At 63.4% G+C, this 25,032-nt stretch carries 24 protein-coding genes; 14 read left to right on the plus strand and 10 right to left on the minus strand.

Translation table 11 applies throughout. The annotated features are described in order from the left end of the window. Positions 1 to 85: 85 nt before the first annotated feature. The 7 genes from RS897_RS14685 to RS897_RS14715 all read right to left on the minus strand — a co-directional run bounded on the left by RS897_RS14685 (position 86) and on the right by RS897_RS14715 (position 6,791). On the minus strand, positions 86 to 994 hold the full coding sequence (locus RS897_RS14685) for an ABC transporter substrate-binding protein (RefSeq protein ID WP_315837249.1): 909 nt from the start codon (positions 992 to 994) through the stop codon (positions 86 to 88). Positions 995 to 1,174: 180 nt separating this feature from the next. Continuing rightward, the gene (locus RS897_RS14690) at positions 1,175 to 2,479 is read right to left on the minus strand and encodes an LLM class flavin-dependent oxidoreductase (protein ID WP_315837250.1); all 1,305 of its coding nucleotides are present in this window, start codon (positions 2,477 to 2,479) and stop codon (positions 1,175 to 1,177) included. 40 nt (positions 2,480 to 2,519) lie between these two features. Further along, the gene (locus RS897_RS14695; RefSeq protein ID WP_315837251.1) at positions 2,520 to 3,281 is read right to left on the minus strand and encodes an ABC transporter permease; all 762 of its coding nucleotides are present in this window, start codon (positions 3,279 to 3,281) and stop codon (positions 2,520 to 2,522) included. After that, a complete protein-coding gene (locus RS897_RS14700) occupies positions 3,278 to 4,099 on the minus strand; it encodes an ABC transporter permease (protein ID WP_315837252.1) in 822 nt (273 codons plus the stop codon). Before RS897_RS14700 ends, RS897_RS14695 begins: the two co-directional genes overlap by 4 nt. Further along, positions 4,096 to 5,112 (minus strand): ABC transporter substrate-binding protein, encoded by a 1,017-nt coding sequence (locus RS897_RS14705; RefSeq protein ID WP_315837253.1) that lies wholly within the window; start codon positions 5,110 to 5,112, stop codon positions 4,096 to 4,098. The genes RS897_RS14700 and RS897_RS14705 overlap by 4 nt, the downstream gene beginning before the upstream one ends. Before the next feature lie 30 nt (positions 5,113 to 5,142). Further along, positions 5,143 to 5,937, minus strand: coding sequence for a class II aldolase/adducin family protein (locus tag RS897_RS14710; RefSeq protein ID WP_315837254.1), 795 nt, complete (start codon positions 5,935 to 5,937; stop codon positions 5,143 to 5,145). Next, positions 5,934 to 6,791 carry an ABC transporter ATP-binding protein gene (locus RS897_RS14715; RefSeq protein ID WP_315837255.1) on the minus strand — a complete coding sequence of 286 codons (858 nt, stop codon included), beginning with the start codon at positions 6,789 to 6,791 and terminating at the stop codon, positions 5,934 to 5,936. Before RS897_RS14715 ends, RS897_RS14710 begins: the two co-directional genes overlap by 4 nt. Positions 6,792 to 7,003: 212 nt before the next feature. Here RS897_RS14715 and RS897_RS14720 point away from each other — a divergent pair, with 212 nt between their 5' ends. From RS897_RS14720 to RS897_RS14750, 7 genes are all read left to right on the plus strand, one after another. Further along, the gene (locus tag RS897_RS14720) at positions 7,004 to 7,717 is read left to right on the plus strand and encodes a GntR family transcriptional regulator (RefSeq protein WP_315837256.1); all 714 of its coding nucleotides are present in this window, start codon (positions 7,004 to 7,006) and stop codon (positions 7,715 to 7,717) included. Between the two features lie 67 nt (positions 7,718 to 7,784). Further along, positions 7,785 to 8,564, plus strand: a complete 780-nt coding sequence (locus RS897_RS14725; protein WP_315837257.1) for an SDR family oxidoreductase — start codon at positions 7,785 to 7,787, stop codon at positions 8,562 to 8,564. A 12-nt stretch (positions 8,565 to 8,576) separates the two neighbouring features. Continuing rightward, entirely contained in the window at positions 8,577 to 9,722 is a 1,146-nt protein-coding gene (locus RS897_RS14730; RefSeq protein ID WP_315837258.1) for a pyridoxal phosphate-dependent aminotransferase, read from the plus strand. 13 nt (positions 9,723 to 9,735) lie between these two features. Beyond that, a complete protein-coding gene (locus RS897_RS14735) occupies positions 9,736 to 10,614 on the plus strand; it encodes an alpha/beta fold hydrolase (protein ID WP_315837259.1) in 879 nt (292 codons plus the stop codon). 8 nt (positions 10,615 to 10,622) lie between these two features. Further along, the gene (locus tag RS897_RS14740) at positions 10,623 to 11,870 is read left to right on the plus strand and encodes a Zn-dependent hydrolase (protein ID WP_315837260.1); all 1,248 of its coding nucleotides are present in this window, start codon (positions 10,623 to 10,625) and stop codon (positions 11,868 to 11,870) included. Positions 11,871 to 11,932: 62 nt separating this feature from the next. Next, on the plus strand, positions 11,933 to 12,391 hold the full coding sequence (locus tag RS897_RS14745; protein WP_315838645.1) for a flavin reductase: 459 nt from the start codon (positions 11,933 to 11,935) through the stop codon (positions 12,389 to 12,391). 107 nt (positions 12,392 to 12,498) lie between these two features. Beyond that, positions 12,499 to 13,002, plus strand: a complete 504-nt coding sequence (locus tag RS897_RS14750) for a hypothetical protein (protein ID WP_315837261.1) — start codon at positions 12,499 to 12,501, stop codon at positions 13,000 to 13,002. 172 nt (positions 13,003 to 13,174) lie between these two features. Here RS897_RS14750 and pobA read toward each other — a convergent pair whose 3' ends face one another. Further along, a complete protein-coding gene (gene pobA, locus RS897_RS14755) occupies positions 13,175 to 14,347 on the minus strand; it encodes a 4-hydroxybenzoate 3-monooxygenase (protein WP_315837262.1) in 1,173 nt (390 codons plus the stop codon). 271 nt (positions 14,348 to 14,618) lie between these two features. Here pobA and RS897_RS14760 point away from each other — a divergent pair, with 271 nt between their 5' ends. From RS897_RS14760 to RS897_RS14790, 7 genes are all read left to right on the plus strand, one after another. Then, complete coding sequence (locus RS897_RS14760; RefSeq protein ID WP_315837263.1) at positions 14,619 to 15,644, plus strand: TRAP transporter substrate-binding protein; 1,026 nt, start codon at positions 14,619 to 14,621, stop codon at positions 15,642 to 15,644. A gap of 162 nt (positions 15,645 to 15,806) precedes the next feature. Then, positions 15,807 to 16,301: a TRAP transporter small permease gene (locus RS897_RS14765; protein WP_315838646.1), complete on the plus strand. Its 495-nt coding sequence runs from the start codon at positions 15,807 to 15,809 to the stop codon at positions 16,299 to 16,301. A 6-nt stretch (positions 16,302 to 16,307) separates the two neighbouring features. Continuing rightward, positions 16,308 to 17,612, plus strand: a complete 1,305-nt coding sequence (locus RS897_RS14770; protein WP_315837264.1) for a TRAP transporter large permease — start codon at positions 16,308 to 16,310, stop codon at positions 17,610 to 17,612. 4 nt (positions 17,613 to 17,616) lie between these two features. Continuing rightward, on the plus strand, positions 17,617 to 18,078 hold the full coding sequence (locus RS897_RS14775; protein WP_315837265.1) for a DUF3237 domain-containing protein: 462 nt from the start codon (positions 17,617 to 17,619) through the stop codon (positions 18,076 to 18,078). Between the two features lie 81 nt (positions 18,079 to 18,159). Beyond that, positions 18,160 to 18,963, plus strand: coding sequence for a crotonase/enoyl-CoA hydratase family protein (locus tag RS897_RS14780; protein WP_315837266.1), 804 nt, complete (start codon positions 18,160 to 18,162; stop codon positions 18,961 to 18,963). 188 nt (positions 18,964 to 19,151) lie between these two features. After that, positions 19,152 to 21,041 carry a feruloyl-CoA synthase gene (locus RS897_RS14785; RefSeq protein ID WP_315837267.1) on the plus strand — a complete coding sequence of 630 codons (1,890 nt, stop codon included), beginning with the start codon at positions 19,152 to 19,154 and terminating at the stop codon, positions 21,039 to 21,041. Positions 21,042 to 21,225: 184 nt separating this feature from the next. Beyond that, positions 21,226 to 22,383, plus strand: a complete 1,158-nt coding sequence (locus RS897_RS14790) for an ABC transporter substrate-binding protein (RefSeq protein ID WP_315837268.1) — start codon at positions 21,226 to 21,228, stop codon at positions 22,381 to 22,383. A gap of 151 nt (positions 22,384 to 22,534) precedes the next feature. Here RS897_RS14790 and RS897_RS14795 read toward each other — a convergent pair whose 3' ends face one another. Further along, on the minus strand, positions 22,535 to 23,266 hold the full coding sequence (locus RS897_RS14795; RefSeq protein WP_315837269.1) for an ABC transporter ATP-binding protein: 732 nt from the start codon (positions 23,264 to 23,266) through the stop codon (positions 22,535 to 22,537). Next, positions 23,263 to 25,029, minus strand: a complete 1,767-nt coding sequence (locus tag RS897_RS14800) for a branched-chain amino acid ABC transporter ATP-binding protein/permease (RefSeq protein ID WP_315837270.1) — start codon at positions 25,027 to 25,029, stop codon at positions 23,263 to 23,265. The genes RS897_RS14795 and RS897_RS14800 overlap by 4 nt, the downstream gene beginning before the upstream one ends. Between the last annotated feature and the right edge of the window lie 3 nt (positions 25,030 to 25,032).

Here is a 25,032-nt window from a genome sequence, read left to right on the forward strand (position 1 = left end):
GATTTTAGATGGGCTCGCGCCGGCAGCGACTGGGGTCTTGCGGGCAATGGACCGAGGTGAGGACTGGCGACCATCGACTGCGGCGTCAGGCGCGCCTTTCGGAGACTGGGATTGTTTGAAGAGGGCCCAGGCTGAACGCTTGATCGAGCTCAACCGGCTTGTTGATGACCTTGCTCTGGAGAAAAAAATCATGGGCTGATTGAATGGCCTTCATGTCGAGCCACAGCAATCCATTCTGGGGCGCGGAGCCAGCCGTCAGGAGGCGTCTGTTTTCTCGAAGCGAGTACTCTTCGTGGGTCCGATCAAGAGTCGGAGCGACTTTCAGAAGTGTGTCCAGGGCGTTCGCAGGACTTGCGAAGACATCTTTCCATCCTTTGATGGATGCGCGGATAAGACCGGCAGCCATCGCCGGATTATCCCGCATGATCTTTTCGGAAGTGATGAGCGTATCGCGTGGAACAGTAATTCCCGAATCTTCTGCGATGAAAGTTCGGAGATTATCGCGCCCGAGCCGCTGCTCGATTGTATAAAGCTCGTTATATATGGTTGCTGCGCAGACATCGACGTCGCCATTAGTGAATGGTGTCACGCTCACTTGTTGAGGCTGGATTTTGATGTCGTCTGGACCGAGGCCAGCCTTTGCGAGCATGCCGGCGAGCACATAATTGGCTCCCGTGAACCAGGCAACGACGCGCTTGCCCTTCATGTCGCCTAACGTTTTTATGGGGCCATCCTTGCGCGTCACGAAGACGAAGGGCGTGACTTGATGAGCGAGCCCGAAGCATATGATCGGGAGTCCCTTGTTGCGGGCAACGAGGACACTGTCTGTGCCGCCTGACAGGCCAAACGTATCGGCCTCTGTGGCCACCAAATTCTCGGTCAGCAGGTTCGGTCCGCCTGGAATGATGTCGAGGTCGAGACCTTCGTCGCGGTAGTAACCCTTTTCAAGGGCGACATAGTAGCCGGCAAAAGAACCTTGCGGCAGCCACTTCATGCGTATTGTCGCTTTTGTGGCAGCGCGGACGATCGCAGGCGCGAACGACCAAACCAGGGTTGCACATGCGACTTTAGCTGCGCCACGTCGAGTTATCATCGTTCTCCTCGCCAATCGTTGTTTCACAAGAAGGAAAGAGGGAATCTGCACACCTGGGACATGAGTGTTTTCAAAGAAGTTTCATGCCTCGAACGCCGTATTCTTTGGGCGCCGCAGCCCCAGGTGATCACGCAATGTCGTCCCCTCGTAGTCCCTGCGGAACAGGCCGCGCTCCTGCAGGATCGGGATCACCAGGTCGACAAAGTCTTCGAACCCTTCGTGGAAGTACGGCGGCATGACATTGAATCCGTCGGCCGCACGCTCGTCGAACCATTGCTGCAGGGTGTCGGCGATGCTCTCGGCCGAACCGCACAGCACCCAGTGACCGCGCGCCGCCGCGGTGAGATTGTAGAGGTCGCGCAATGTCATGTTGTCGCGCCGCGCCTTGGACAACATGACCCGTGCAAAACTGTGATAGCTGTCGGGCAGGGTGATGTCCGGGATCGGTCCGTCCAGATCGTAGGCCGACATGTCCTGGCCGAAACGATCCGACAGGATCGCAAGCGCGTTGCTGCCGCTGACGAAGCTTTGCAGCACCGCGAGTTTTTCGAACGCCTCCTTGTCGGTGCGCCCGACGATCGGCATCACGCCCGGCAACACCGTGACGTCCTCCGGTGCGCGCCCGAAGGCCGGCAGGCGGTCCTTCAGAGCGGCGTAACCGGCTTTGGCCTCCTCGATGTCCTGCACCACCGAGAACACGATGTCAGCGGTGCGCGCCGCCAGCGCCTGGCCCGCCTCCGAACCGCCGGCCTGCAGCACCACGGGATGACCCTGCGGGCTGCGGCCGATATTGAGCGGCCCCTTCACCTTGAAGAACGAGCCCTCATGCTCGATCGGACGCAGCTTCGCGGGGTCGATGTAGAGCCCGCTCGTGCGGTCGGCGACGATGGCATCATCAGCCCAGCCGTCCCACAATCCCTTCACGACCCCGAGGAATTCGTCGGCCATCTCATAGCGGCGGGCATGGTCGGGATGCGTGGTGCCGAAATTGGCGGCGGTGGCGGGATTGGCTGTCGTCACCGCATTCCACGCGGCGCGTCCCTTGCTGATATGGTCCAGCGAGGCGAATACGCGCGCCACCGAAAACGGATCGCTGTAGGTGGTGGAGACGGTGGCGCCGAGCCCGATCCGGCTGGTCGAGGAGGCGAGCGCCGCCAGCATGGTCAGCGGCTCGAGCCGCAGTGTGTAGGACGGATGCGCGGCGGCATCGGCGTAGAGATTGTCGCCCATGAAGATCAGGTCGAACTTGCCGCGCTCGGCAGTGCGGCCGATCTGCTGGATCGCTGCAAAATCCTGAAAGCTGTCGACCGCGCCCGGATAGCGCCAGCCGGCGACATGGCTGCCGGTTCCAAGGATGAACAGGCCCAGATGCATCTGTCGTTTCATGTGCCGTTCCCTGCCGCTGCATTCCCTGCCGTTGATGGACTCATTTCCAGAACAGGATCTTGCGTTCGATCAGGCCGATCAGGCCGAAGAAGGTCAGGCTTGCCGCGGACGCCACGAAAATCGCCGACCAGACCTGCACGAAGTCGATCTGCAGCACGGCCTGGTAGATGATCCAGCCGAGGCCGCCATAGGCGCCGAGCATTTCGGTGATGATGGCCACGATGACGCTGCGCACGGTCGAGACGCGCATTCCCGCCAGCATCAGCGGCAAGGCCGTCGGCAGCCGCAGCCGCCACAGGATCGAGAGGCGGCCGGCGCCGAAGCTGCGCAAGAGATCGACCGAGCGGCGATCGACGCGGTCAAGGCCCGCAAGCGTCGACAGGAACACCGTGAAGCTGACCGCCATCGCCACCATCACGATCTTGGACGCCACGCCGATGCCGAACCACAGCAGGATCAGCGGCGAATAACCGACCACCGGCACCGAGTTGATGGCGGTCGCGACCGGCAGGATCGCGACACGCAGTTTCGGCACCATGGTGATGGCGACAGCGAGGCCGATGCCGATCAGGCAGCCGAGGCCGTAACCGACGATCGCCTCGAACAGCGTATAACTTGCCGCTTCGCCCAGCAGCGCGCGCTTCGACCAGACGCTGGCCAGGATGTCGCTGACGGCGGGAAGGATGTAGGATGGCAGGTGCAGTCCGCGGGCCAGTCCTTCCCAGCAGGCGACCAGCAGGAGGGCGCCGAGAATGCCGCGCTGGACCGCGAGTGACGGCGATCGGAGTGTCGCGGCGCTCATTGCTCCGCTCCCCAAAACACCAGGCGCCGTTCGGCCGCGGCGACCACTGCGTAGAAGCCGGTGCCGAGCAGCGCCGACGCCAGCAAGGCGCCCCAGATCGCGGTGACGTTCTCTGTGTACATGGCCTGCAGCAGCAGCACGCCGAGGCCGGTGGTGTCGCCGAACCATTCGCCAACGATCGCGCCGACCAGGCTCAGTGACGACGCCAGCCGCAGCGCCACGAAGATCTGCGGCAGCGCGGTCGGGAGTTGCAGCCGCAGCAGCAACTGGCGGTTCGAGGCGCCGAAGCTGCGCATCAGCGCCACCTGCTTCGGATCGACCGATTCAAGGCCGAGCAGCGTGTTCACGGTCACGGGGAAGAAGGTGAGATAGAAGGCGATGACGGCTTTGGCCAGCAGAGTATTGCCGAACCACAGCACCACCAGGGCGCCGAAGGCGATCACCGGGATGGTCTGCGACACCACGAAAATCGGAAAGGCCATCTCGCGCAGCGCCCGCAGGCGGAAGAAGGCGATGCCGATCAACACGCCGAACCCGCCCCCGGCCACGAAGCCGATCAGCGTTTCAGCCAGCGTGCGCAGGAAGCCGTCGACATAAGCCCGCGGCGTCGCGGCCATTGCAGTGAGGATCGTGCTGAGGCGCGGCAGGTAATGCGGCTTGATGCCCAGCAGCAGCACGGCGCCTTCCCAGACCAGCGCTGCTATGGCGAGGCCGGCCAGCAGCCGCGCCGCCTGTCGCAACGGGCCAAGCAGAGCGACCAGCGACCAGCCGGACGCCGCCTTGTTGTCGACGACCAACGCCGTCGAACCGGCGCTCACGGCCGCCGGTCCACAACCGGCACGCTGTCGATGAAGCTCGCGTCATAGGCGGCGGCGAGATCGATCGGCTTGGAAATCACGGCGTACTTCAGGAAAAAGTCATGCGCGGTCTTGACGGCCACGGGATCGATCCAGAACAGGCCGTTTTCGCTGGCCTTGCCCGCGGTCATCAGCCGCCTCACTTCCGTCAGCATGAACTCCTGCTGCGCGCGGTCCAGCGTCGGGGCAACAGCCATCACGGTGTCGACGGCGCCCTTTGGATCGGCGAAGGCGTCTTTCCAGCCCTTGATCGAGGCGCGCAGGAAGCCTTTTACCAGATCGGGCTTTTCCTTCGCCGTGGTCTCGGACACGATCAGCGTGTCGCGCGGAAAAGTGATGCCGTAGTCTTCGGCCACGAAGGTCTTGAGGCTGTCCTTCGGCATCCGCGACTGGATGGTATAGAACTCGTTGTAGTAAGTCGCCGTGACCACATCGACGCTGCCGTCAACGAATGGCGTCACCGAGACCTGCTGTGGCTGGATCTTCAATTCGTCGGACTTGATGCCTTCCTTGGCCAGCATGCCGTTGAGGACGTGATTGGCGCCGGTGAACCAGGTCGTCACCGTCTTGCCCTTGAAGTCCTGCAGCGTCTTCACCGGGCCGTCTTTTCGCGTCACGAAAATGAACGGTGTGATCTGGTGCGAAATCCCGATGCAGACGATCGGCAGGCCCTTGTCGCGCGCGGCGAACACGCTGTCGGTGCCGCCCGACAGGCCGAAGGTGTCGGCGCCGGTGGCGACCAGGTTTTCCGTCAGCAAATTGGGGCCGCCGGGATTGATGGTGAGATCGATACCCTCAGCCTTGTAGTAGCCCTTGGCCACCGCAACATAGAAGCCGGCGAATTGCGCTTGCGGCAGCCACTTCAGCCGCAGGCTGGCTTTGGTCAGGGTCTCGGCTTCAGCGCGAGGAGCCGGAAGGCCAGCCATAAGTGCGGCGGCGGCTGCAACGGCGAGGGCATGGCGTCGGCTCAACATGGTCGGGCTCCTGGCATCAAGATGAGAGGATCAATTTCGATAGGTCGGGTCGGTGCGATCGAGCTGGCGCATCAGCGCCGGCCATTCGCGTTCTCCGGGCACCAGAATGTCGCCCTGCAATTCCCAGAATTGCCGCGCGGCTTTTTCGCAGACCTCGTGCGGCGGCATCACCAGCTTTGCGCCGGCAGCCGCGGCGGCCTGCATCTGCAACTGGATGCGCGCGGCGCGCTCGAAATAATACAGCAGCATGAACGCCTCGCCGGGCGTGCGGCCGACCGTCAGGATGCCGTGGTTGCGCATCAGCATGACCTTGTGCGCTCCGAGGTCACGCACCAGCCGGGTCTGCTCGTCGAGGTCGATGGCGACGCCTTCATAGTCGTGGAAGGCCTGGCGATCGTAGAACCGCATCGCAAACTGGCTGAGCGGCAGCAGGCCCTTCTCCTGACCGGAGACGGCGACACTGGCGTCGGAATGGGTGTGCAGCACGCAGGCGGCGTCGTGGCTCGATGTGTGGATCGCGGCATGGATGACGAACGCCGCGACATTGACGCTGTGCGGCGTGTCGTCGAGCTTCTCGCCGGCGAGATTGATCTTCACCAGGCTCGACGCCGTGATCTCGTCGAACAACAGGCCATAGGGATTGATCAGGAACTGGTCGTCGTGCCCCGGCACGCGTGCGGAGATGTGATTGTAGATCAGGTCGTCCATGCCGAACCTGGCCACCATGCGATAGCAGGCGGCGAGCTTCATCCGGGCGTCCCATTCGGCGGGATCGATCCTGCGTGCGTCGAGGGAGACCGGCTGGTTGCCGGGGCTTGTGCTCACGAGACCTTCTCCTGTGCCACGGTGGATTGGAACGACTTCATGCTCTCCTCCTCGATCGCTTCGAGCAGAATGCGCTTGAGTTGGATGAAGTCGGGCGCGGTGACGATGTCGGGCTTGCGCGGGCGCGGCAGGTCGACCACCTGTTCGAGCTTCACGCAGCCGGGGCGGGCAGTCATCACCAGCACGCGATCCCCGAGGAAGATCGCCTCGTCGACGTCATGGGTGATGAACAGGATGGTGCGCCGGTATTTTTGCCAGACGTCGAGCAACCAGCGCTGCATCATCGCCCGCGTCAGTGCATCGAGCGCGCCGAACGGCTCGTCCAGCAGCATCAGGTTGCGTTCGAACAGGAAGGTGCGCATCAGCGCCACGCGCTGGCGCATGCCGCCGGACAATTGATGCGGATACTGGTTCTCGAAGCCGGCAAGCCCGAACTCCGGCAACATCCGCAGCGCCTTGGCGCGGGCCTGCGGCCGCGGCACGCCTTCGACTTCGAGCGCCAGGATGGCGTTGTCGACCACGTTGCGCCAGGGCAGCAAGAGATCCCGCTGCGGCATGAAGGAGACGTGGCCCAGCAGGTCCGCCGCATGACAGCTGCGGCCTTCGAAGCGCAGGATGCCGCCGGCGTCGGGCTCCTCCAGTCCCGCCACGATGTTGAACAGCGTGCTCTTGCCGCAGCCGCTGGGGCCGACCACGGTGACGAATTCGCCGGGGGCGATCGTCGCATCCAGCCGGGACAGCGCCGTGACCTGGCCGTAGGTCTTGCTCAGGGCGCGCAGCTCCAGCAGCGGCGCGGCCGCGCCGTCAGGCGATGCGGTAGGGCCGTTTGGAGTGGTTTGAATTGCCGCCTGCACAGACCGGCGCCTCTCTTTGTATAATGACGGCGATATTCCGCATACGTTGGCGGGCCGAATGGAAGTCTCTTAGCAACTCGTGTGCCAGAGCCGCTTTCCGCTATTCGGGCATGAAATTTGCGAGGCGTTGGCGTCTAATGCGGGTGAGTCGTCGCTGTTTTCGCGTATGGGGTCAGCGATGATGTATACTTAGATTTATTCTGGAGAAACATGTGGCGCGGCCTGGTGCACATAATGAGGGCAAAAGAGCCGAAAACGGGCACGGAGGCCTTCCGTCCCTGCCCGGTGTGACGCTGGCGGAGAGCCTGCGCCAGAAGCTGGAGGAGGATATCGCAGCCGGCCGGCTCGAACCCGGCAGCCGGCTCGACGAACAGGAGATCGCACAACGCTTCGGGGTCTCGCGCACGCCGGTTCGCGAGGCGTTCCGGCTGATGGCGGCCAACAATCTGGTCGAGCTGCGGGGGCGCCAGGGGGCCACGGTGCGCGCCATCAAGGCGCAGGCGCTGATCGAGATGTTCCAGGTCATGGCCGAGCTCGAGGGACTGTGCGCGCGGCTCGCCGCACGGCGCGTGTCCCAGGCCTGGGGGATCGAAATCATGGAGATTCATCAGCGACTTATATCGATTGGCGAGACCGGCCAGATCGACGCGTTCTACGACATCAACCAGGAATTTCACGAGGCGATCTACGAGGCGTCGCGCAACGCCTTTCTCGCCGACCAGACCCGGAAATTGCGCAACCAGGTGGCCGCCTATCGCCGCCGCGTGACGCGGATGCCGAACCGCATCGCGGACACCGTGCGCGAGCACGAGGCCATCATGCAGGCCATTCTCGCCCATGATCCGGAGCGGGCCCATAGCGCCATGCGCGACCATGTCAGCCTGCTTGGCGACAATCTGCTGGATTTTCTCGCCGCCTTCGAGTGACGTTCAGTCTCTTGGTATGCAAATTGCTAGACTTTGTATATCGGATTTGCATCTTGGAGACGCTGGCGTGGAACTTAACCTGAAAAACAAGACCGCCCTGATCACCGGCGCGTCGCAAGGGATCGGGCTTGCCGTGGCCGATGTCTTTGCCGCGGAAGGCTGTCACCTGCATCTGGCCGCCCGCAATGGCGCGGCGATGGTGGAGGCCAGGGACAGGCTCGAAGCCCGATATGGCGTCAGGATCAGCGTTCACGCACTGGACCTGTCGAGCACCGCGGCGATGGAGAAGCTGGCCGCCGAGGTCGGCGACATCGACATCCTGATCAACAATGCCGGCGATATCCCGGCCGGCTCGCTCGAGGTTCTGGGCGATGCCGACTGGCGGCGCGGTTTCGATCTCAAGGTGTTCGGCTACATCAATTTGTCGCGGCTCTATTACCCACGCATGAAGGGCAAGGACGGGGTCATTCTCAACATCATCGGCAATTCCGGCGAGAACTGGGATGCAAGCTACATCGCGGGCTCGACCGGCAACGCGGCGCTGATGTCCTTCACCAAGGCGCTGGGCGGTGCGAGCCTCAACCACGGCGTCCGCGTGGTTGCGGTCAACCCCGGCCCGGTCGCGACCGATCGCATGCTCAAGATCATGAAGCGCAAGGCGATCGACATGCTCGGCGACGAGAGCCGCTGGGAAGAGCTGTTCGACAAGTATCCCGGCAAACGGCCGGCCACCTCGGAGGAGGTCGCAGACCTCGTTGCGTTCCTGTCGTCGCCGAAGGCCGGCTACATCACCGGCACCGTCGTCACCATCGACGGCGGCATTGCCGCCCGCGGCTCCGTGATCTGAGACCGCAGAGCCATGTCAAAAACGATGTCAACCGCGCTGATCCGCAACCGCTATTTCGACGAACTCTCGGCCACGCCGGGACTCTACTGGCTTGGCCAGAACACCAATCACATCGAAAGTCATCCCGCGGTGCGCGAGGCGATGGTGCGTTCGATCGAGGCCGGCGAGTTCAATGCCTACGCGCCTCCTCTGGGCTTCGAGGCGCTGCGCAGCGCCATCGTGGCCGATCTCGGCACGCCCGGCGCCGAGGCGCTGGTCACCGAAGGCGGCGTCAACGCGCTGGCGATAATCTGCCGCGCGCGCTGCAAGCCCGGCACCACCTTCGTGACCACTGATCCGACCTGGAAATGGCCATGCCTGTTCGCGAGGCAACAAGGCGCGGAGGTGATCGAAATCCCGATCTACGATCCGGCCTGCAATTATCGGCTGACGCCCGAAGCGCTGAAGGCCCATGTCGACGAGCGCACGGTCATCATCTATCTGGTCGACCCCAACAACCCGCTCGGCATCCGCTATACCCGCGAGGAGATCGAGGCGTTTGCCGCCATCGCCCGCGACTGCGGCGCGCTGCTGGTCCATGACTGCACCTACCGTGATTTTGCCGATGGCCATCACCCGGCGCTGCACGCCGCGCCCGAAGGCGCCGTGGTCTCGCTCAGCTTCTCGAAATGGCTGGGACTCGCCGGACTGCGGATCGGCGCGCTGGTTGCGGCGCCTGCGTTGTTCGAGGAATTTGCGGAGACCGCGACCAACGTGCTGGGGGCAAGCGTAATCGCTCAGCGCGCGGCGCAGGCCGGACTTGCCGTCAAGGCGGAATGGATGACCAAGGTGCGCGGCATCGACCGCGCCAACAAAGCGATGATCCATGAAGCTGTCAGCGCGATCGAGGGCCTGTCGCTGCCGATTTATCCCTCGCATGGCAATTTCCTGGTGCTGGAAACCGTCGCCGCCGGCGTCCGTCCGGAAGCGCTGGTCGAATGTTATCGCCGTCAGGGCATCATGATCCGCCAGGGCACCTATCACACCCAACGCTTCGGCGATCGTTTTGTGAAGGTGAGCACGTCGGTGCCGCCACCATGGGTCGAGACGTTCTGCGCGCTGCTGCCGGAGATGGTGGCGCAGGCTCGCACGCTCAACGATCTGCCGCCGCAATTCTAACAGAGATCAACCGATGTCGATCATCACACGGGATGGCGTGACGCTGCATGTGGAAGAGGCGGGCGAGGGCACGCCGATCCTGTTCATTCACGAATTTGGTGGCAACCATGCGAGCTGGGAGCCGCAGTTGCGTTACTTCAGCCGCCGCCATCGCTGCATTACCTATGCGGCGCGGGGTTATCCGCCGTCGGATGTGCCTGATGGCGTCGACGCCTACTCGCAGACGCTGGCGGCCGACGACGCCGTTGCCGTTCTCGACGGATTGGGCATCGACAAGGCGCACATCGTCGGGCTGTCGATGGGGGGCTTCTGCACGGTGCATTTTGGCCTGCGCACGCCGCAGCGGGCGCTGTCGCTGACGGTGGCCGGCGCCGGGTATGGTTGTGAGAAGGAGTTCGAGGATTACTTCCGCGGCGTATCTCTTGAAGTCGCCGACAATTTCGAGACAAAGGGTGCGAAGGAGTTTTCCAAAATCTATGCGCTCGGCGCCAGCCGGGTGCAGTTCCAGAACAAGGACCCGCGCGGCTGGCAGGAGTTCGCCGACCGCCTCGCCACCCATTCCGATCGCGGCGCAGCCAACACCATGCGCGGCGTGCAGGCGCGACGGCCCTCGTTCTACGATCTCGAAGCAGAACTCAGGCAGATGAACGTGCCGACCCTGGTGATGGTCGGAGACGAGGACGATCATTGCCTGCAGCCGGGCATCTTCCTGAAAAAGACCATTCCCGCCTGCGGGCTTTCGGTATTTCCCAAGACCGGTCACACCCTCAACCTCGAGGAGCCTGCCGCCTTCAACGCGCTGCTCGCCGAGTTCATCGTCCAGGTCGAGGCGGGGAGGTGGCTTCCACGCGATCCCCGCGCGTTGCCGGGCCAGATCATGCGCACGACATAGACCGCCCGATGGTTTCCTCCAACTCCCTGATCAATGGTGATCGTCTTTGGACGCGGCTGATGGCGCTTGCCGAGATCGGCGCGACACCGGCCGGTGGCGTCAATCGGCAGGCGCTGAGCGACGGCGAGATCGAAGCCTGGCGTCGCGTGGTCGGCTGGGCACAGGCGGCGGACCTGACGGTGGCGACGGATGCCGCCGGCAACCTGTTCATGACGCTTCCGGGCCGAGATCCCACCGCGCCGCCGATCCTGCTTGGCAGCCATCTCGACAGCCAGCCCACTGGCGGCAAATTCGATGGCGCCGCGGGCGTGATGGCTGCGTTTGAAGCCGTGGTCACGTTGGCCGAGCAGCGTCTGCGGCCGGCCTGCGATCTGGTCGTGGTCGCGTGGATGAACGAGGAAGGCAGTCGTTTCGCGCCCGGCATGATGGGATCGGAAGCATTCGTCGGCGCGCGCAGCCTCGTGGCCATTCGCGCAGTGCCCGATGCGGATGGCGTTTGCGTCGGCGACGCGCTCGACCGGCTGCATGCGGCCTTTCCCGACCTGCCACACAAACCGCTGGGATTTCCCGTGGCAGGCTATCTCGAGCTGCATATCGAGCAGGGCCCGCTGCTCGAGGCGTCTGAGCATGTGATCGGCGCCGTAACCGGCATTCAGGGCAAGAAGACGTTTCAGGTGGTGATCGAAGGCGCCGAAGGCCATGCCGGCACGCTGGCTCAGAACGAACGCCGCGACGCGCTGCTGGTGTTCGCGCGCATGGCAACCGCGCTGAATGCGGAGATCGGGGCAATCGACGACGCCATCAAATTCACCATCGGGCGGGTGACGGTCGAGCCCAACGCGCCCTCGGTGGTGCCCTCGCGCGTGACCTTCAGCATCGATCTGCGGCATCCGGACAATGCCGTGCTCGATGCAGCCGGTGCGCGTATCGCCGTGCTGTGCCGTCGGTGTGCTTTGCCTTGCACCGTGACGCTGACGCCGCTGGTCGATGCGCCATCCAATGAGTTCGATCCGCGATTGCGCGACCTGATCGTGCAGGCGGCGCGCGATCAGGGGCAGCCCGCCATGGCCATTCTGTCGGCGGCGGGCCACGACGCACGTCATCTCGCCAAGGTTTGCCCGGCGGCGATGATCTTCATTCCCTGCCGGGATGGCGCCAGCCATGTCGAGCATGAATGGGCGGAGCCGGCTCATGTCACGGCCGGAGCCGCCGTGCTGGCGCAGGTGCTGCGTGAGATCGCCGGAGTCCGTTCGTGACCGCGTCTGCAAGCGATGGACCGACACCAGGCGGCGTCGACAGCGGGGACTACCGCGATGCGATGGCCCACCTCGGTGCGGCGGTCAACATCGTCACGACCGACGGTCCCGCCGGCCGTGCCGGTTTCACCGCCTCCGCGGTCTGCAGCGTGACCGACAATCCGCCGACCCTGCTGGTGTGCATCAATCGCGCCTCATCGGCTTATGCCGGCGTCATCGAGAATGGTGTCGTGTGCATCAATGCGCTGTCGGCGCGTCATCAGGAGCTATCGCGGCTGTTCGGCGGCAGGATTCCCGTGGACGAGCGATTTTCGGCCGCGGTCTGGTCGACACTCGAAACCGGCTCGCCGGTTCTGGTCGATGGCGCCGTTGCGTTCGATTGCCGCATCACCAGCAGGACCAATGTCGGCACCCATGATGTCCTGTTCTGTCAGGTGGTTGCCCTGCAAAGCGCCGACCACGCGGACAGCCTGATCTACTTCGATCGCAGCTATCATGTGGTGACGCCGCATCCGGAGTAGGAGGCCCGGCGGGTTGTCGTCTGCGCGGAACCGCAAGTTTGTCCAAGTCCCGATCGGGGCGTTGGCTTAAGGGATTAGCACCACTAATCCCGCGAGAGGTCCGAGTCATGACTGCCGCTTCATCCCGTCGCTTCGCCAACGTACTTCACACCGACGGGCCGGCCCCGGACCGCGCCAATGCGATGGCGCTCTATGGCTGGCTGATCGGCGACTGGGAGATGGATGCCGAGGTCTATGCCGATGACGGCACCAGGCACACCGGACGTGGCGATATTCATTTCGGCTGGGTGCTGCAGGGACGCGCGATCCAGGATGTCTGGATCCTGCCGGGCATCTTCTATGGCACGACGCTGCGGGTCTATGATCCCGGATTGGATGCCTGGCACATCCTCTGGACCGATCCGCTCAAGCAGCTCTATACCCGCCAGATCGGCCGCGCGCACGGGAAGGACATCGTGCAGGAAGGCAGAGCCGACACCGGCGCGGCCATCCGATGGAGCTTCAGCAAGATCACATCGAACTCGTTCCGCTGGCGCGGCGAGCGCTCGTTTGATGACGGCAAAAACTGGCAGCTCCAGTCCGAATTCCGGGCGCGACGCGTTGCGATCTGAAAGTCGAATAAAGTAAGTTATCCGTCACCCTGAGGTGGCCGTGCGGAGCGCGGCCCTCGAAGGGCGACGGCCAATACTTAAATAGAATTGGCCGTGCATCCTTCGAGGCTCGCCCAGCGGTGCAAGTGCACCGCAAGGCTCGCACCTCAGGATGACGGTCAACATCATTTCTCTAATACGGCAACCCGACATAATTCTCCGACAGCGCCGCTGTCGCGGCTTTCGAGCCCACCAGATAAGTCAGCTCAGCAATCTGGATACGCGCGCTGAATTCGTCGGTGTCGGCGAAATGATGCAGCATGGAGGTCATCCACCACGAGAAACGCTCCGCCTTCCACACCCGCGCCAGCGCCTTGGTGGAGTAGGCATCGATGCCGGCGGCGGATTTCTCGGCGTAGAACTCACGCAATGCGACCGATAGATAATGCACGTCACTGGCCGCGAGATTGAGGCCCTTGGCGCCGGTCGGCGGCACGATGTGGGCAGCGTCGCCGGCCAGGAACAGACGGCCGAATTTCATCGGTTCGGCGACAAAGCTGCGCAGTGGCGCGATGCTTTTTTCGATCGAGGGACCGGTGACCAGATGGCCGGCGGCCTCCGGATCAAGACGCCGTTTCAGTTCGTCCCAGAACTTCTCGTCCGACCAGTTGTCGACGTGATCGTCCAGCCGGCATTGCAGATAATAGCGGCTGCGGGTTTGCGAGCGCATCGAGCAGAGCGCGAAACCGCGGTCGTGCTTTGTGTAGATCAATTCCGGCGACACCGGCGGCGTCTCGGACAGAACACCCAGCCATCCGAACGGATAGACCCGCTCGAACTGCCTGATGGCATCGGCCGGCACGCTCTGGCGGCTGATGCCGTGGAAGCCGTCGCAGCCGGCAATGAAGTCGCAGGCGATCTCGTGGGTGGTGCCGTCCTTGACATAGGTCACGCGCGGCTTGTCGCCGTCGAAATCCCGTGGCGTCACCTGGTCGGCGTCGTAGATCGTGGTCAGCCCGGCGGCGGCGCGGGCATCCATCAGGTCGTGGGTGACTTCGGTCTGGCCGTAGACCGTGACGGTCTTGCCGCCGGTCGCCTCTTTCATGTCGATGCGGTGGCGCACGCCGTCGAACACGAGCTCGATGCCGTCATGGATCAGGCCCTCGCGATGCAGCCGCGCCGAGGCGCCGACCTCGTCCAGCAGCTTGACGGTTCCTTGTTCCAGCACGCCGGCGCGGATCCGTCCCAGGATGTAGTCGCGATCCTTGCGTTCGACGATGATGTTGTCGACGCCATAGATGTGGAGCAACTGGCCCAGCAACAATCCGGCTGGACCGCTGCCGATGATCACGACTTGCGTGCGCAAGACTTCTATCCTTCAGTTGATGCGTTGTGTCGGTGGTCGGGTTACCCGCAGGTAACGGTGTTCAGCCGGGTAATGATTATATGATACAACGGTCGCTGAAAAGGTTGCCTTGGCAAGCATCGTCGGGCAGTCGTTAAATTATATAAGGTGCTCTGGGGAGGCTTGTTGCCGCAGTGCGATGCGGTTGCTTGCAAACCGACGTAAACTAGATAACATGTTAAGGAATTAATCCGGGCGATTGAAACCGGGACAATCACGGAGGGAGATGCCGATGAGAAAAGCACTGTTGGCGTTATTGGCTGCCGCAAGCGTTTTGCCCGCGCTCGCGCAAGGCGCGTTTGCTCAGGACAAAACCATCAATCTGAAGATTTCGCTGTGGGTTCCTCCCGCGCATCCGCTGGTGCCGGCAACCCAGGCCTGGGCGGCGGACCTCGAGAAGGCGTCCGGCGGCACCATCAAGGCGACGGTGTTCCCATCTGAACAGCTCGGCAAGGCGTTCGATCATTACGACATGGCGCGCGACGGTATCGCCGACGTGACCTATGTGAACCCGGGTTACCAGCCGGGGCGTTTTCCGATCGTGGCCGCGGGCCAGATCCCGTTCGTGTTCGGCGACGGCAAGAAGGGTACGCTCGCGCTCGACGAATGGTATCGCAAATACGCGCCGACCGAGATGAAGGACACCAAGCTCTGTTTCGCCTTCATCCATGATCCGGGTTCGCTGCACGGCAAGAAGAAGATCGTGGTGCCGTCCGACCTCAGCGGTGTGAAGGTGCGCCCGGCGCAAAGCACCATCGCCGAGATGGTGAAGCTGCTCGGCGGCACCAACGTGCAGGCCTCCGCGCCGGAATCCCGCGACGCGCTGGAGCGTGGCGTGGCCGACGAGATCGCATTCCCCTGGGGTTCGATCTTCCTGTTCGGCATCGACAAGGTGGTGAAGTATCACATCGATGTGCCGCTCTACTCCACGGTGTTCACCTACAACGTCAATCTCAAGACCTACAATGCGATGTCGGACGCCCAGAAAAAGGTGTTCGACGATCACTGCACCCCGGAATGGGCTTCGAAGGTGTCCGATCCCTGGACCGATTTCGAAGCCAACGGGCGCACCAAGATGAAGGCGCTTGCTGGCCACGAAGTCTACAAGCTGACCGACGAGCAGATCGCGCAGTGGAAGACCGCAACGCAAGTGCTGCATGCCAACTGGGCCGATCAGGTCAAGGCCGCCGGCGGCGATCCGGCCAAGATCAACGCGGATCTGGAAGCTGCGATCAAGAAGCACGGCGCCGGAATCTGATCCCGGTGTCTTGATCGGTCGCGGCGGCGCTCACGTGCCGCCGCGTTCGCCCCTGCCTAATTCTCACACCATCTCGTTGGCCGAGTCATGACCGCATCGCCCGAAGTCACAAAGGACGGCGCCCTGGCGCCGCCACCCGAGACCAGCCGCAGCAAGAGCTTCATGGATCGGTTTATCGATTCCATCGAGTGGGTGGCTGCGGCGTTTGTCGGCATCGTGGCGCTGAACACCTTCGTCGCCATTATCATGCGCAAGTTCTTCGCGGTGACGATCCCCGACTATTATGATTTCGGCCGGCTGCTGCTCGGTATTCTGATTTTCTGGGGCATTGCCGCCACCAGCTATCGCGGTTCGCACATCACGGTGGATCTGGTGTGGGCCAACGTCCAGCCGCGCTACCAGCGCTGGATCGATGTGTTCGCCACCCTGGTGCTGCTGTTCGTGGTCACGGTGCAGACCTACACGCTGTTCGACAAGGTCTACACCACCTACCAGGACAACGTGCTGACCTACGACTTGCGGCTGCCGAACTGGCCGTTCTTCGCGGTGGCCTGGATCGGTGACGTCTCCGCCGTGCTGCTGATCGCGATCCGCACCTATCGCCTGATCTTCCATCCGGAAGATATTCATGATGCCAAAATCAAGACGGCGGAGTAAGCGACCGTGAGCCCTGAAACAGTCGCCGTCCTCGGCTTTGTCTCTCTGTTCGTGCTGATGCTGCTGCGCGTGCCGGTCGGCATGGCAATGGGCCTCGTCGGCATCACCGGCTTCGGTTATCTCACCGGTTTTTCGCCGGCGCTGAAGCTCGTGGGACAGACCACCATGCGCACGGTCACCGACTATACCTTCGGCGTGATCCCGATGTTCCTGCTGATGGGCACCTTCGTGTCGGTGTCGGGCATCAGCCGCGAGCTGTTCCGCGCCGCCAATACCTTCGTGGGACACTGGCGCGGCGGGCTCGGCATCGCCACCATCGCTGCCTGCGGCGGTTTCGCGGCGATCTCCGGCTCGTCGGTCGCGACCGCCGCGACCTTCTCCGCGGTTGCCTATCCGGAGATGCGGCGCTTCAATTATCCGCAGTCGTTCGCCACCGGTGTGATCGCGGTCGGCGGCACGCTCGGCGCCATGCTGCCGCCCTCCACGGTGCTGGCGGTCTATGGCATCATCACGCAGCAGGATATCGGCAAGTTGTTCATCGCCGGCATTTTGCCGGGCCTGCTGGCGATCGCCATGCACATGATCACCATCGCCATCATCGGGAAGGCCAGGCCAGGGTTCCTGCCGACCGGCATCAAGAGCTCGTGGGCGGAGCGCGCCAGCGCCCTGCGCGACGTCTGGTCGCCGCTGCTGCTGTTCCTGTTTGTGATCGGCGGTCTTTATGGAGGGCTGTTCATCCCGACCGAAGCCGGCGCGGTCGGCGCAGTCGGCGCCTTCGTGATCGGCGTGCTGCGCGGCAAGCTCAACCGCGAAGGCATCCTGCAGTCGCTGCTGCAGGCGACGCGGACGGCGGCGGCGGTGTTCACCGTGCTGATCGGCGCATTGTGTTTCGGTTATTTCCTCACCATCACCCAGACGCCGCAGCACGTGACCCAGTTCCTGACCGGGCTCGGCATCGGTCCCTACGGCGTGCTGGCGCTGATCCTCCTGATGTATCTGGTGCTCGGCTGCCTGATGGACGCCATGGCCATGATCATCCTGACCGTGCCGATCGTGTTTCCGGTGGTGATGGCACTCGGCTTCGATCCGATCTGGTTCGGCGTCATCATCGTGATGACGGTCGAACTCGGCTTGATCCATCCGCCAGTCGGCATGAATGTGTTCGTGATCAAGAGCGTGATCAAGGACGTCAACATGTCGACCATCTTTGTCGGCGTGCTGCCGTTTGTGGTCACCGACCTGATCCGCCTCCTGATCCTGATCCTGTTCCCGCTGCTGGCGACATGGTTGCCCGAGCGGATGATGGGGTAGGCAAATGGCACCAACGCTCGCCACCCGATATGTGTTCAACCTTGCGATCAAGGTCGGAGCGCCGATCGAGGCTGGCGATTTCGGCTATGGCCATCGCCGGGTGATTCCGATCCTCGGCGGTGAACTGACCGGTGAGGGGATGCACGGGACAATCCGGGAAGGTGGGGCGGACTATCAAGTCATCCGCCCCGATGGCCTGACCGAGCTCGAGGCGAAATACGCCATCGAAATGGATGACGGCGCCATCATCTACATCGAGAACATCGGTATCCGGTTCGGCCCGAAGGACGCCCTCGACAAGATCCGCCGTGGTCAGCCCGTCGATCCCGCTCTGATCTATTTCCGCTCGGTGCCGCGGTTCGAGACGGGCGCGCTGTCCTACCGCTGGCTGATGCACTCGCTATTCATCGGCGTCGGCACCCGCCATCCCGACCGGGTGGAGCTGGACGTCCATCAGGTGCTGTAGGCTGCTTCAATTGGGCAGGGGCGTTGACTCGTCTCAATATAGTTATATAACATAATTATATCGAGGGATAGCAAACCGCCCATGGGACACGCCACGCCAGACACCACTCCCGGCGCCTCGTCGCCCCTCGCCATCGCGCGGGCCGGGGCCATCCTCACCGTCGGCCTGAACCGGCCCGCCAAGCGCAATGCGCTGAACGACGGCACCGTGCTGGCGCTGGATGAGTGCTTTTCCAGCATTGCCGACGATGTCCGTGCCGTGGTCATCCATGGTGTCGGCGACCATTTCTCCTCGGGCCTCGACCTGTCGGAATTGTCGGAACGCGACGTGACCGAAGGCCTGGCGCATTCGCGGATGTGGCACCGGGTGTTCGACAAGGTGCAGTTCGCGCGTGTGCCGGTGATTGCTGTGCTAAAGGGCGCCGTGATCGGCGGCGGGCTCGAACTCGCCTGCGCCGCCCATATCCGTGTCGCCGAGCCCAGCGCCTATTACGCGCTGCCCGAGGGACAGCGCGGCATTTTCGTCGGTGGCGGCGGCTCGGTGCGGCTGCCGCGGCTGGTTGGCGTGGCGCGGATGGCCGACATGATGCTGACGGGCCGTATCTACAACGCGACGGAGGGCGTGGCGCTCGGTTTCTCGCAATACCTCACGGAGGCCGGCGGCGCTTTCGACAAGGCGATGGAATTGGCCGAGCGGGTCACCACCAATGCGCCGCTGACCAATTTCGCGGTGCTGCAGGCGTTGCCGATGATTGCCGAGGCGAACCCGCAGGTCGGGCTGATGATGGAATCGCTGATGGCCACTGTCGCCCAGAACGATAAGGAAGCGAAGGCGCGCATCCGCGCGTTCCTCGACCGCAAGACGGCCAAGGTCAAGCCGACCTGACGGGCTAGTGTGGCGCTTCCGAAATTCCCCTCACATCGTGGCGATCTCCTCGAGGGAATTTTGGAAACATAAGCCACACGAGAATCTAAAGTTTTCTAGTGTCCTGATCGAATTCGAAGTTTGCTCAGGGGTGCTGCTAGGTGATGCGAACTTCGAATTCGGGACACGAGATAACGGGGACGCGCACGATGTCTGCGACTGCTTCGAGGCACGATCCGGCCAATCCCACCAGCGCCCCGTTACGGCCGATTTCGTTCGGCCGGCCCGCGGTAACGATCGACCGCCGCGACAACGGCACCATCTACCTTCGCCCGCGGATCGCGCTGAGCGATTATCCGCGTCGGCTCACCGACAAGCTGCATCATTGGACCAAACTCACGCCGCATCGCGTGTTCATGGCGGAGCGTGACAGCGGTGGCGGCTGGCGCGAAGTCACCTATGCCCAACTTTTGGACTCCAGCCGCGCGATTGCATCGGCACTGCTGGAACGGCGTTTGTCGGCGGACCGGCCGCTGGTCATTCTGTCGGGCAATTCGATCGACCACGCGCTGATGGCGTTTGGCGCGTTCTATGCCGGCGTGCCCTTTTGCCCGGTGTCGCCGCCGTATTCGCTGGTCTCGAAGGATTACAGCAAGCTCGCCTATGTCATCAGCCTGCTAACGCCCGGGCTGGTGTTCGCTGACAACGCCTCGGTGTTTGCCGATGCGATCCTGGCCAATGTACCGGGCGAGACCGAGGTCGCCGCGAGCCGCGGCGAGATCGCAGGCCGCGCCATTACGCCGATTGCTGAATTGTTGGCGACGCCGGAGGACGTGCGGCTGGATGAAGCCAATGCGGCCATCGGGCCGGAAACCATCGCGAAATTCCTGCTGACGTCAGGGTCGACCGGCAAGCCGAAGGCCGTGATCAACACCCAGCGCATGATTTGCGCCAATCAAGTGATGCTCAGCGACACGCTCGCCTTCCTGAAAGACGAGCCGCCGGTCATCATCGACTGGCTGCCCTGGAATCACACCTTCGGCGGCAATCACAATATCGGGCTGACGCTGTTCAACGGCGGCTCGATGTATCTCGACGAGGGCAAGCCGACGCCCTCCGGCATCGAACAGACCGTGCGCAATCTCCGGGAGATCTCGCCCACGGTCTATTTCAACGTGCCCAAGGGGTATGAATCGCTGCTGCCGTATTTCCGCCAGGACAAGGCGCTGCGAGACAAATTCTTCTCAAGGCTGCACGCGATGTTCTTCTCAGGCGCAGCGCTGTCGGCCCATGTCTGGAACGCGCTGGACGAGATCGCGGTCGAGGCGACGGGTCAGCGGGTGCCGATGCTGACCGGGCTTGGCGCGACCGAAACCTCGCCCTTCTTCATGTGCGTGACCCCGGAGACCAGCCGCTCCGGCCATGTCGGGCTTCCGGTGTCCGGCAACGAGGCCAAGCTCGTGCCTGATAACGGCAAGCTGGAAGTCCGCGCCCGCGGACCGAACGTGATGCCGGGCTATTGGCGGGAGCCGGCCATGACGGCAAAGGCGTTCGACGAGGAAGGCTTCTATAAATTCGGCGATGCGCTGAAGCCGGTCGACCCGAACAATCTGAACGCCGGCTTCGATTTCGACGGTCGCCTCACCGAGGACTTCAAGCTCGGCAGCGGCACCTGGGTCAGTGTCGGTCCGCTGCGGGCGCGCTTTGTCGCCACCTGCGCGCCGCTGGTGCGCGACGTGATCATCACCGGATTGAACCGTGACGAACTGGGGGCGCTGGCGATCCTCGATCTCGATGGCTGCCGTGATGTCAATCCGGCGCTTCCCACGGGCGATCTGGCGGCGGCCGCGGCCGACCCCCTGGTTCGCGAGGCATTTCGGATCAGCCTTGCGGCATTAGCCGAGGGTGCGACCGGCTCGTCCACCCGGGTCACCCGCGCCGTCTTGCTGGATGTGCCGCTCTCCATCGACCACAGCGAGGTCACCGACAAGGGCTCCGTCAACCAGCGCGCTGTGCTGGAGTTTCGCGCTGATCTGGTGGACCAGCTTTATGGCGATCCGGCCTCGGTTCGGGCGATTCTGCTCGGCGAGGCCAGCTGATGCGCAGCGCCGCGGGCTGCGTCGAAAAATGCCATCGCTCGTCTCTGCGATATCGTGCACAAGTCTTTGAAGCCGACAATAAAAGAGGCGACTAAAGTCCAAGGCAGCGAGTGAGGAAATTCTCGCCCGTTTCGGGCAAGCCTGAACTAAAATAAGCGTCAATCGCGTTTAATGGGAGGACTTGATGAATAAATTGATTTTCTCGGCTGCCGCTGCATTGCTGGCCCTGCCGGGACTGGCTGCACCGGCGGCGGCGCAGAGCAACGAGATTGTGATCGGCATCACCACGTCGACCACGGGTCCGGCGGCGGCGCTCGGCATTCCGGAGCGCAATGCGGTCGAGTTCGTGCCGACCGAGATCGGCGGGGTCAAGCTCAAGGTCATCGTGCTCGACGACGCCGGCGATCCCACCAATGCCACCACCAATGCGCGGCGTTTCATCACCGAAGCCAAGGCTGACGTGATTATGGGCTCCGCCACCACGCCGCCGACCGTCGCGGTGTCGACGGTCGCCAATGAAGCGGGCGTGCCGCACTTCGGGCTCGCGCCGATGCCGTTCACACCGGCGCGCGAGAAGTGGTCGGTGGACATGCCGCAGCCGATCCCGATCATGGGCAAGGTGCTGTATGCCCACATGAAGAAGAACAACATCAAGACCGTGGGCTACATCGGCTATTCGGATTCTTATGGCGACCTCTGGTTCAACGACCTGAAGGCGCAGGGTGGTCCGTTGGGCCTTCAACTCGTGGCGGAAGAGCGTTTTGCGCGTCCCGACACGTCGGTCACCGGCCAGGTGCTGAAGCTGCTCTCGGCCAATCCGGATGCGATCCTGATCGGCGCGTCCGGCACGGCCGCTGCGCTGCCGCAGTCCACGCTGCGTGACCGCGGCTACAAGGGGCTGATCTATCAGACCCATGGCGCTGCCAGCATGGATTTCATCCGCATTGCCGGCAAGGCCGCGGAAGGCGTGATCATGTCGTCGGGTCCGGTGATGGCGCCGGAAGGCCAGCCCGACACCGCGCTGACCAAGAAACCGGGCCTCGCGCTCAACACTGCGTATGAAGCCAAGTATGGCCCCAACAGCCGCAGCCAGTTCGCCGGTCACTCCTACGATGCGTTCGAAGTGCTCAAGCGCGTCATTCCGGTGGCGCTGAAAGAAGCGAAGCCCGGCACGCCGGAGTTCCGCGAGGCGATCCGCAAGGCGCTGATCAGCGAGAAGGAAATCGCCGCCAGCCAGGGTGTCTACAACTTCACCGAAAAGGATCGTTACGGCCTCGACGACCGCTCGCGCATCCTGCTGACGGTCAAGGACGGCAAGTATGTCGTCCTGCCGGAGGACTGAGGTTTCTCCAAAAAGAAGCCGGGGCCGATCGCAAGATCGGCCCCGTTTCGATTCAAGCACCGTGAACGCGTAGCCCGGATGAGCGAAGCGATATCCGGGGCTCTGGTCTCCCGGATGTCGCCGTGCTCATCCGGGCTACAAGTGGTGCCGCTCACACCGCCGATGCGTCGTCGTGCTGGAAGCCGAGATAACTCGCCACCACGCGCTGGTCCGCCGCGATGTCCTTCGCCGGGCCGTTCAGGATGAATTCACCCAATTCCATCACATAGGCGCGGTCCGCGATCTGCAGCGCGGCCTGGGCATTCTGCTCGACCAGCAGCACCGAGACGCCGGCTGATTTCAGCTCGGCGATGATCTTGAAAATGTCGGCCACGATGCGTGGCGCCAGCCCAAGGCTCGGCTCGTCCAGCATCAGCAGTTTAGGCTGCCCCATCAGCGCCCGGCCCATCGCCAGCATCTGCTGCTCACCGCCGGAGAGGGTGCCGGCCAACTGAGTGCGGCGCTCCTTCAGCCGCGGAAACAGTGCATGAACCCGCTCGAACGACTGTACTGTCGCGGCCGCGTTGCGAAACGCGCCAAGCTGCAGGTTTTCCTCCACGGTCATGGTCGAGAACAGCTCGCGGCGTTCCGGCACCAGGGACAATCCGAGGGAGACCCGGTCCTCGATGTCGAGCAGTCCGATATCCTTAGCGGCGAAGGCGACGCTACCTTTGAGCGGCAGGATGCCTATGATGGCGTTCAACAGCGTTGTCTTGCCGGCGCCATTGGCGCCGACGATGGTGACGATCTCGCTCGTTCCCACGTCCAGGGAGACGGAGCGGACGGCCTCGACCTTGCCATAGGCCACATGCACATCGGACACCGCAAGCAATGGCGCACTCATGCGACGCCTCCGAGATAGGCCTTGATGACATCCGGATGGGACTTGATCACGCTCGGGGTGCCCTCCGCGATCTTGGTGCCGAAATCCAGCACCACGATGCGGTCGGCGAGGTTCATGACAAAGCCCATGTCGTGCTCGACCAGCAGCACCGACATGCCCTCGGTGCGCAGCTGCCGCAGCAGTTCGGCGAGCTGTTGCTTTTCTTTATGGCGCAGGCCGGCTGCGGGCTCATCGAGCAGCAGCAGGATCGGATCGACGCACAAAGCGCGCGCGATCTCCACGATGCGTTGCTGTCCCAGCGCCAGGCTGCCGGCCAGCTGATGCATCTGGGCGCCCAGCCCGACGCGCTCGATCTGCCGGGCGGCTTCCGCCAGCAGCTTGGCCTCGTCCACGCGATCGAGCCGCAGCATGCTCGCGATCGCGCCGGCACTGCCGCGCAGATGAGTGCCGATCGCGACGTTTTCCAGCACCGTCATGTCGGGCACCAGCTTCACATGCTGGAAGGTGCGGGCGACGCCGAGTTTGGCGATGTCCTGCGGCGTCGTGTTGATGATGGGCCGGCCGAACAGCGAGATCTTTCCCCCCGTCGAGCCCAGGACCCCGGTGATCAGGTTGAAGGTCGTGCTCTTGCCGGCGCCGTTCGGGCCGATCAGGGCGACGATCTCCCGTCCCTGCACCTCGAAGGAGACGTCGTTGACAGCGATGACACCCCCGAACTGCTTGCGGGCGCCTTCCAGCTGCAGCAGCGTCGCACTCGTCGTCTCGGTGTGGCTGCGCACCGGCAGCGCCGCGGCGGGTTCTGGCCGCTTGCGCGGCGGGGTGAACGGCCACAGCGCCGCCAGCCGCGGCCACACCCCGGTCGGGGCGACCTGCAGCAGCGTCACCAGCAAGAGGCCGAACACGATGGTTTCCAGCTGACCTTCGCCGAAGACGAAAGGCAGGTAGCTTTGCAGGATCTCTTTCAGGATCACCACAATGCCGGCGCCGAGCACCGCACCCCAGACATAACCCGCGCCGCCGACCACGGCGATGAACAGATATTCGATGCCGGATTGGGCGCCGAACGGCGTGGGATTCACCGCGCGTAGGAAGTGGGCATAGAGCCAGCCCGAGAGCCCGGCCAGCACCGCGGCATAGATGAACACCAGGAGTTTCGCGCGCGCGGTCTGCACGCCGAACGCTTCCGCCGCCACATGGCCGCGGCGCAGGGCGCGGATGGCGCGCCCGGTGCGGGAGTCCAGCAGGTTCAGCGTCAGGATTCCGGCAATGATCACGCCGGCCCAGATCACGTAATAGATCGATCCGGCGCTCATCATCTTCAGCGGGCCGATCGACAGTGGCGGAATGCTGGAGATGCCGTCGTTACGTCCCAGGAATTCAAGCTTGCTGAACAGATAAAAAAGACTGAGGCCCCAGGCGATGGTGCCGAGCGGCAGATAGTGGCCGGACAGCCGCACCGTAACCAGGCCGAGCAGCACCGCGGCAAGCCCGCTGACCAGCAGCGACAGCGGCAGCGTCAGCCAAGGCGACAGGCCGTAGGTGGTGGTCAGCACCGCGGTGGTGTAGGCGCCGAAGCCGCAGAAGGCGGCCTGGCCGAAAGACGTGAGGCCGCCGACGCCGGTCAGCAGCACCAGCCCCATCGCCACCAAAGCGGCAAGGCCGATATTGTCCAGCAGCACGATCCAGAACGGCGGCATGCCGGGAATGATCGGGAGCGCCGCCATCACCAAAGCGAACACGAGAATGGGCCATCGCTGCGTCATGGC

It is taken from the genome of Bradyrhizobium prioriisuperbiae (assembly GCF_032397745.1).
GTDB classification, from domain to species: Bacteria; Pseudomonadota; Alphaproteobacteria; order Rhizobiales; family Xanthobacteraceae; genus Bradyrhizobium_A; species Bradyrhizobium_A prioriisuperbiae.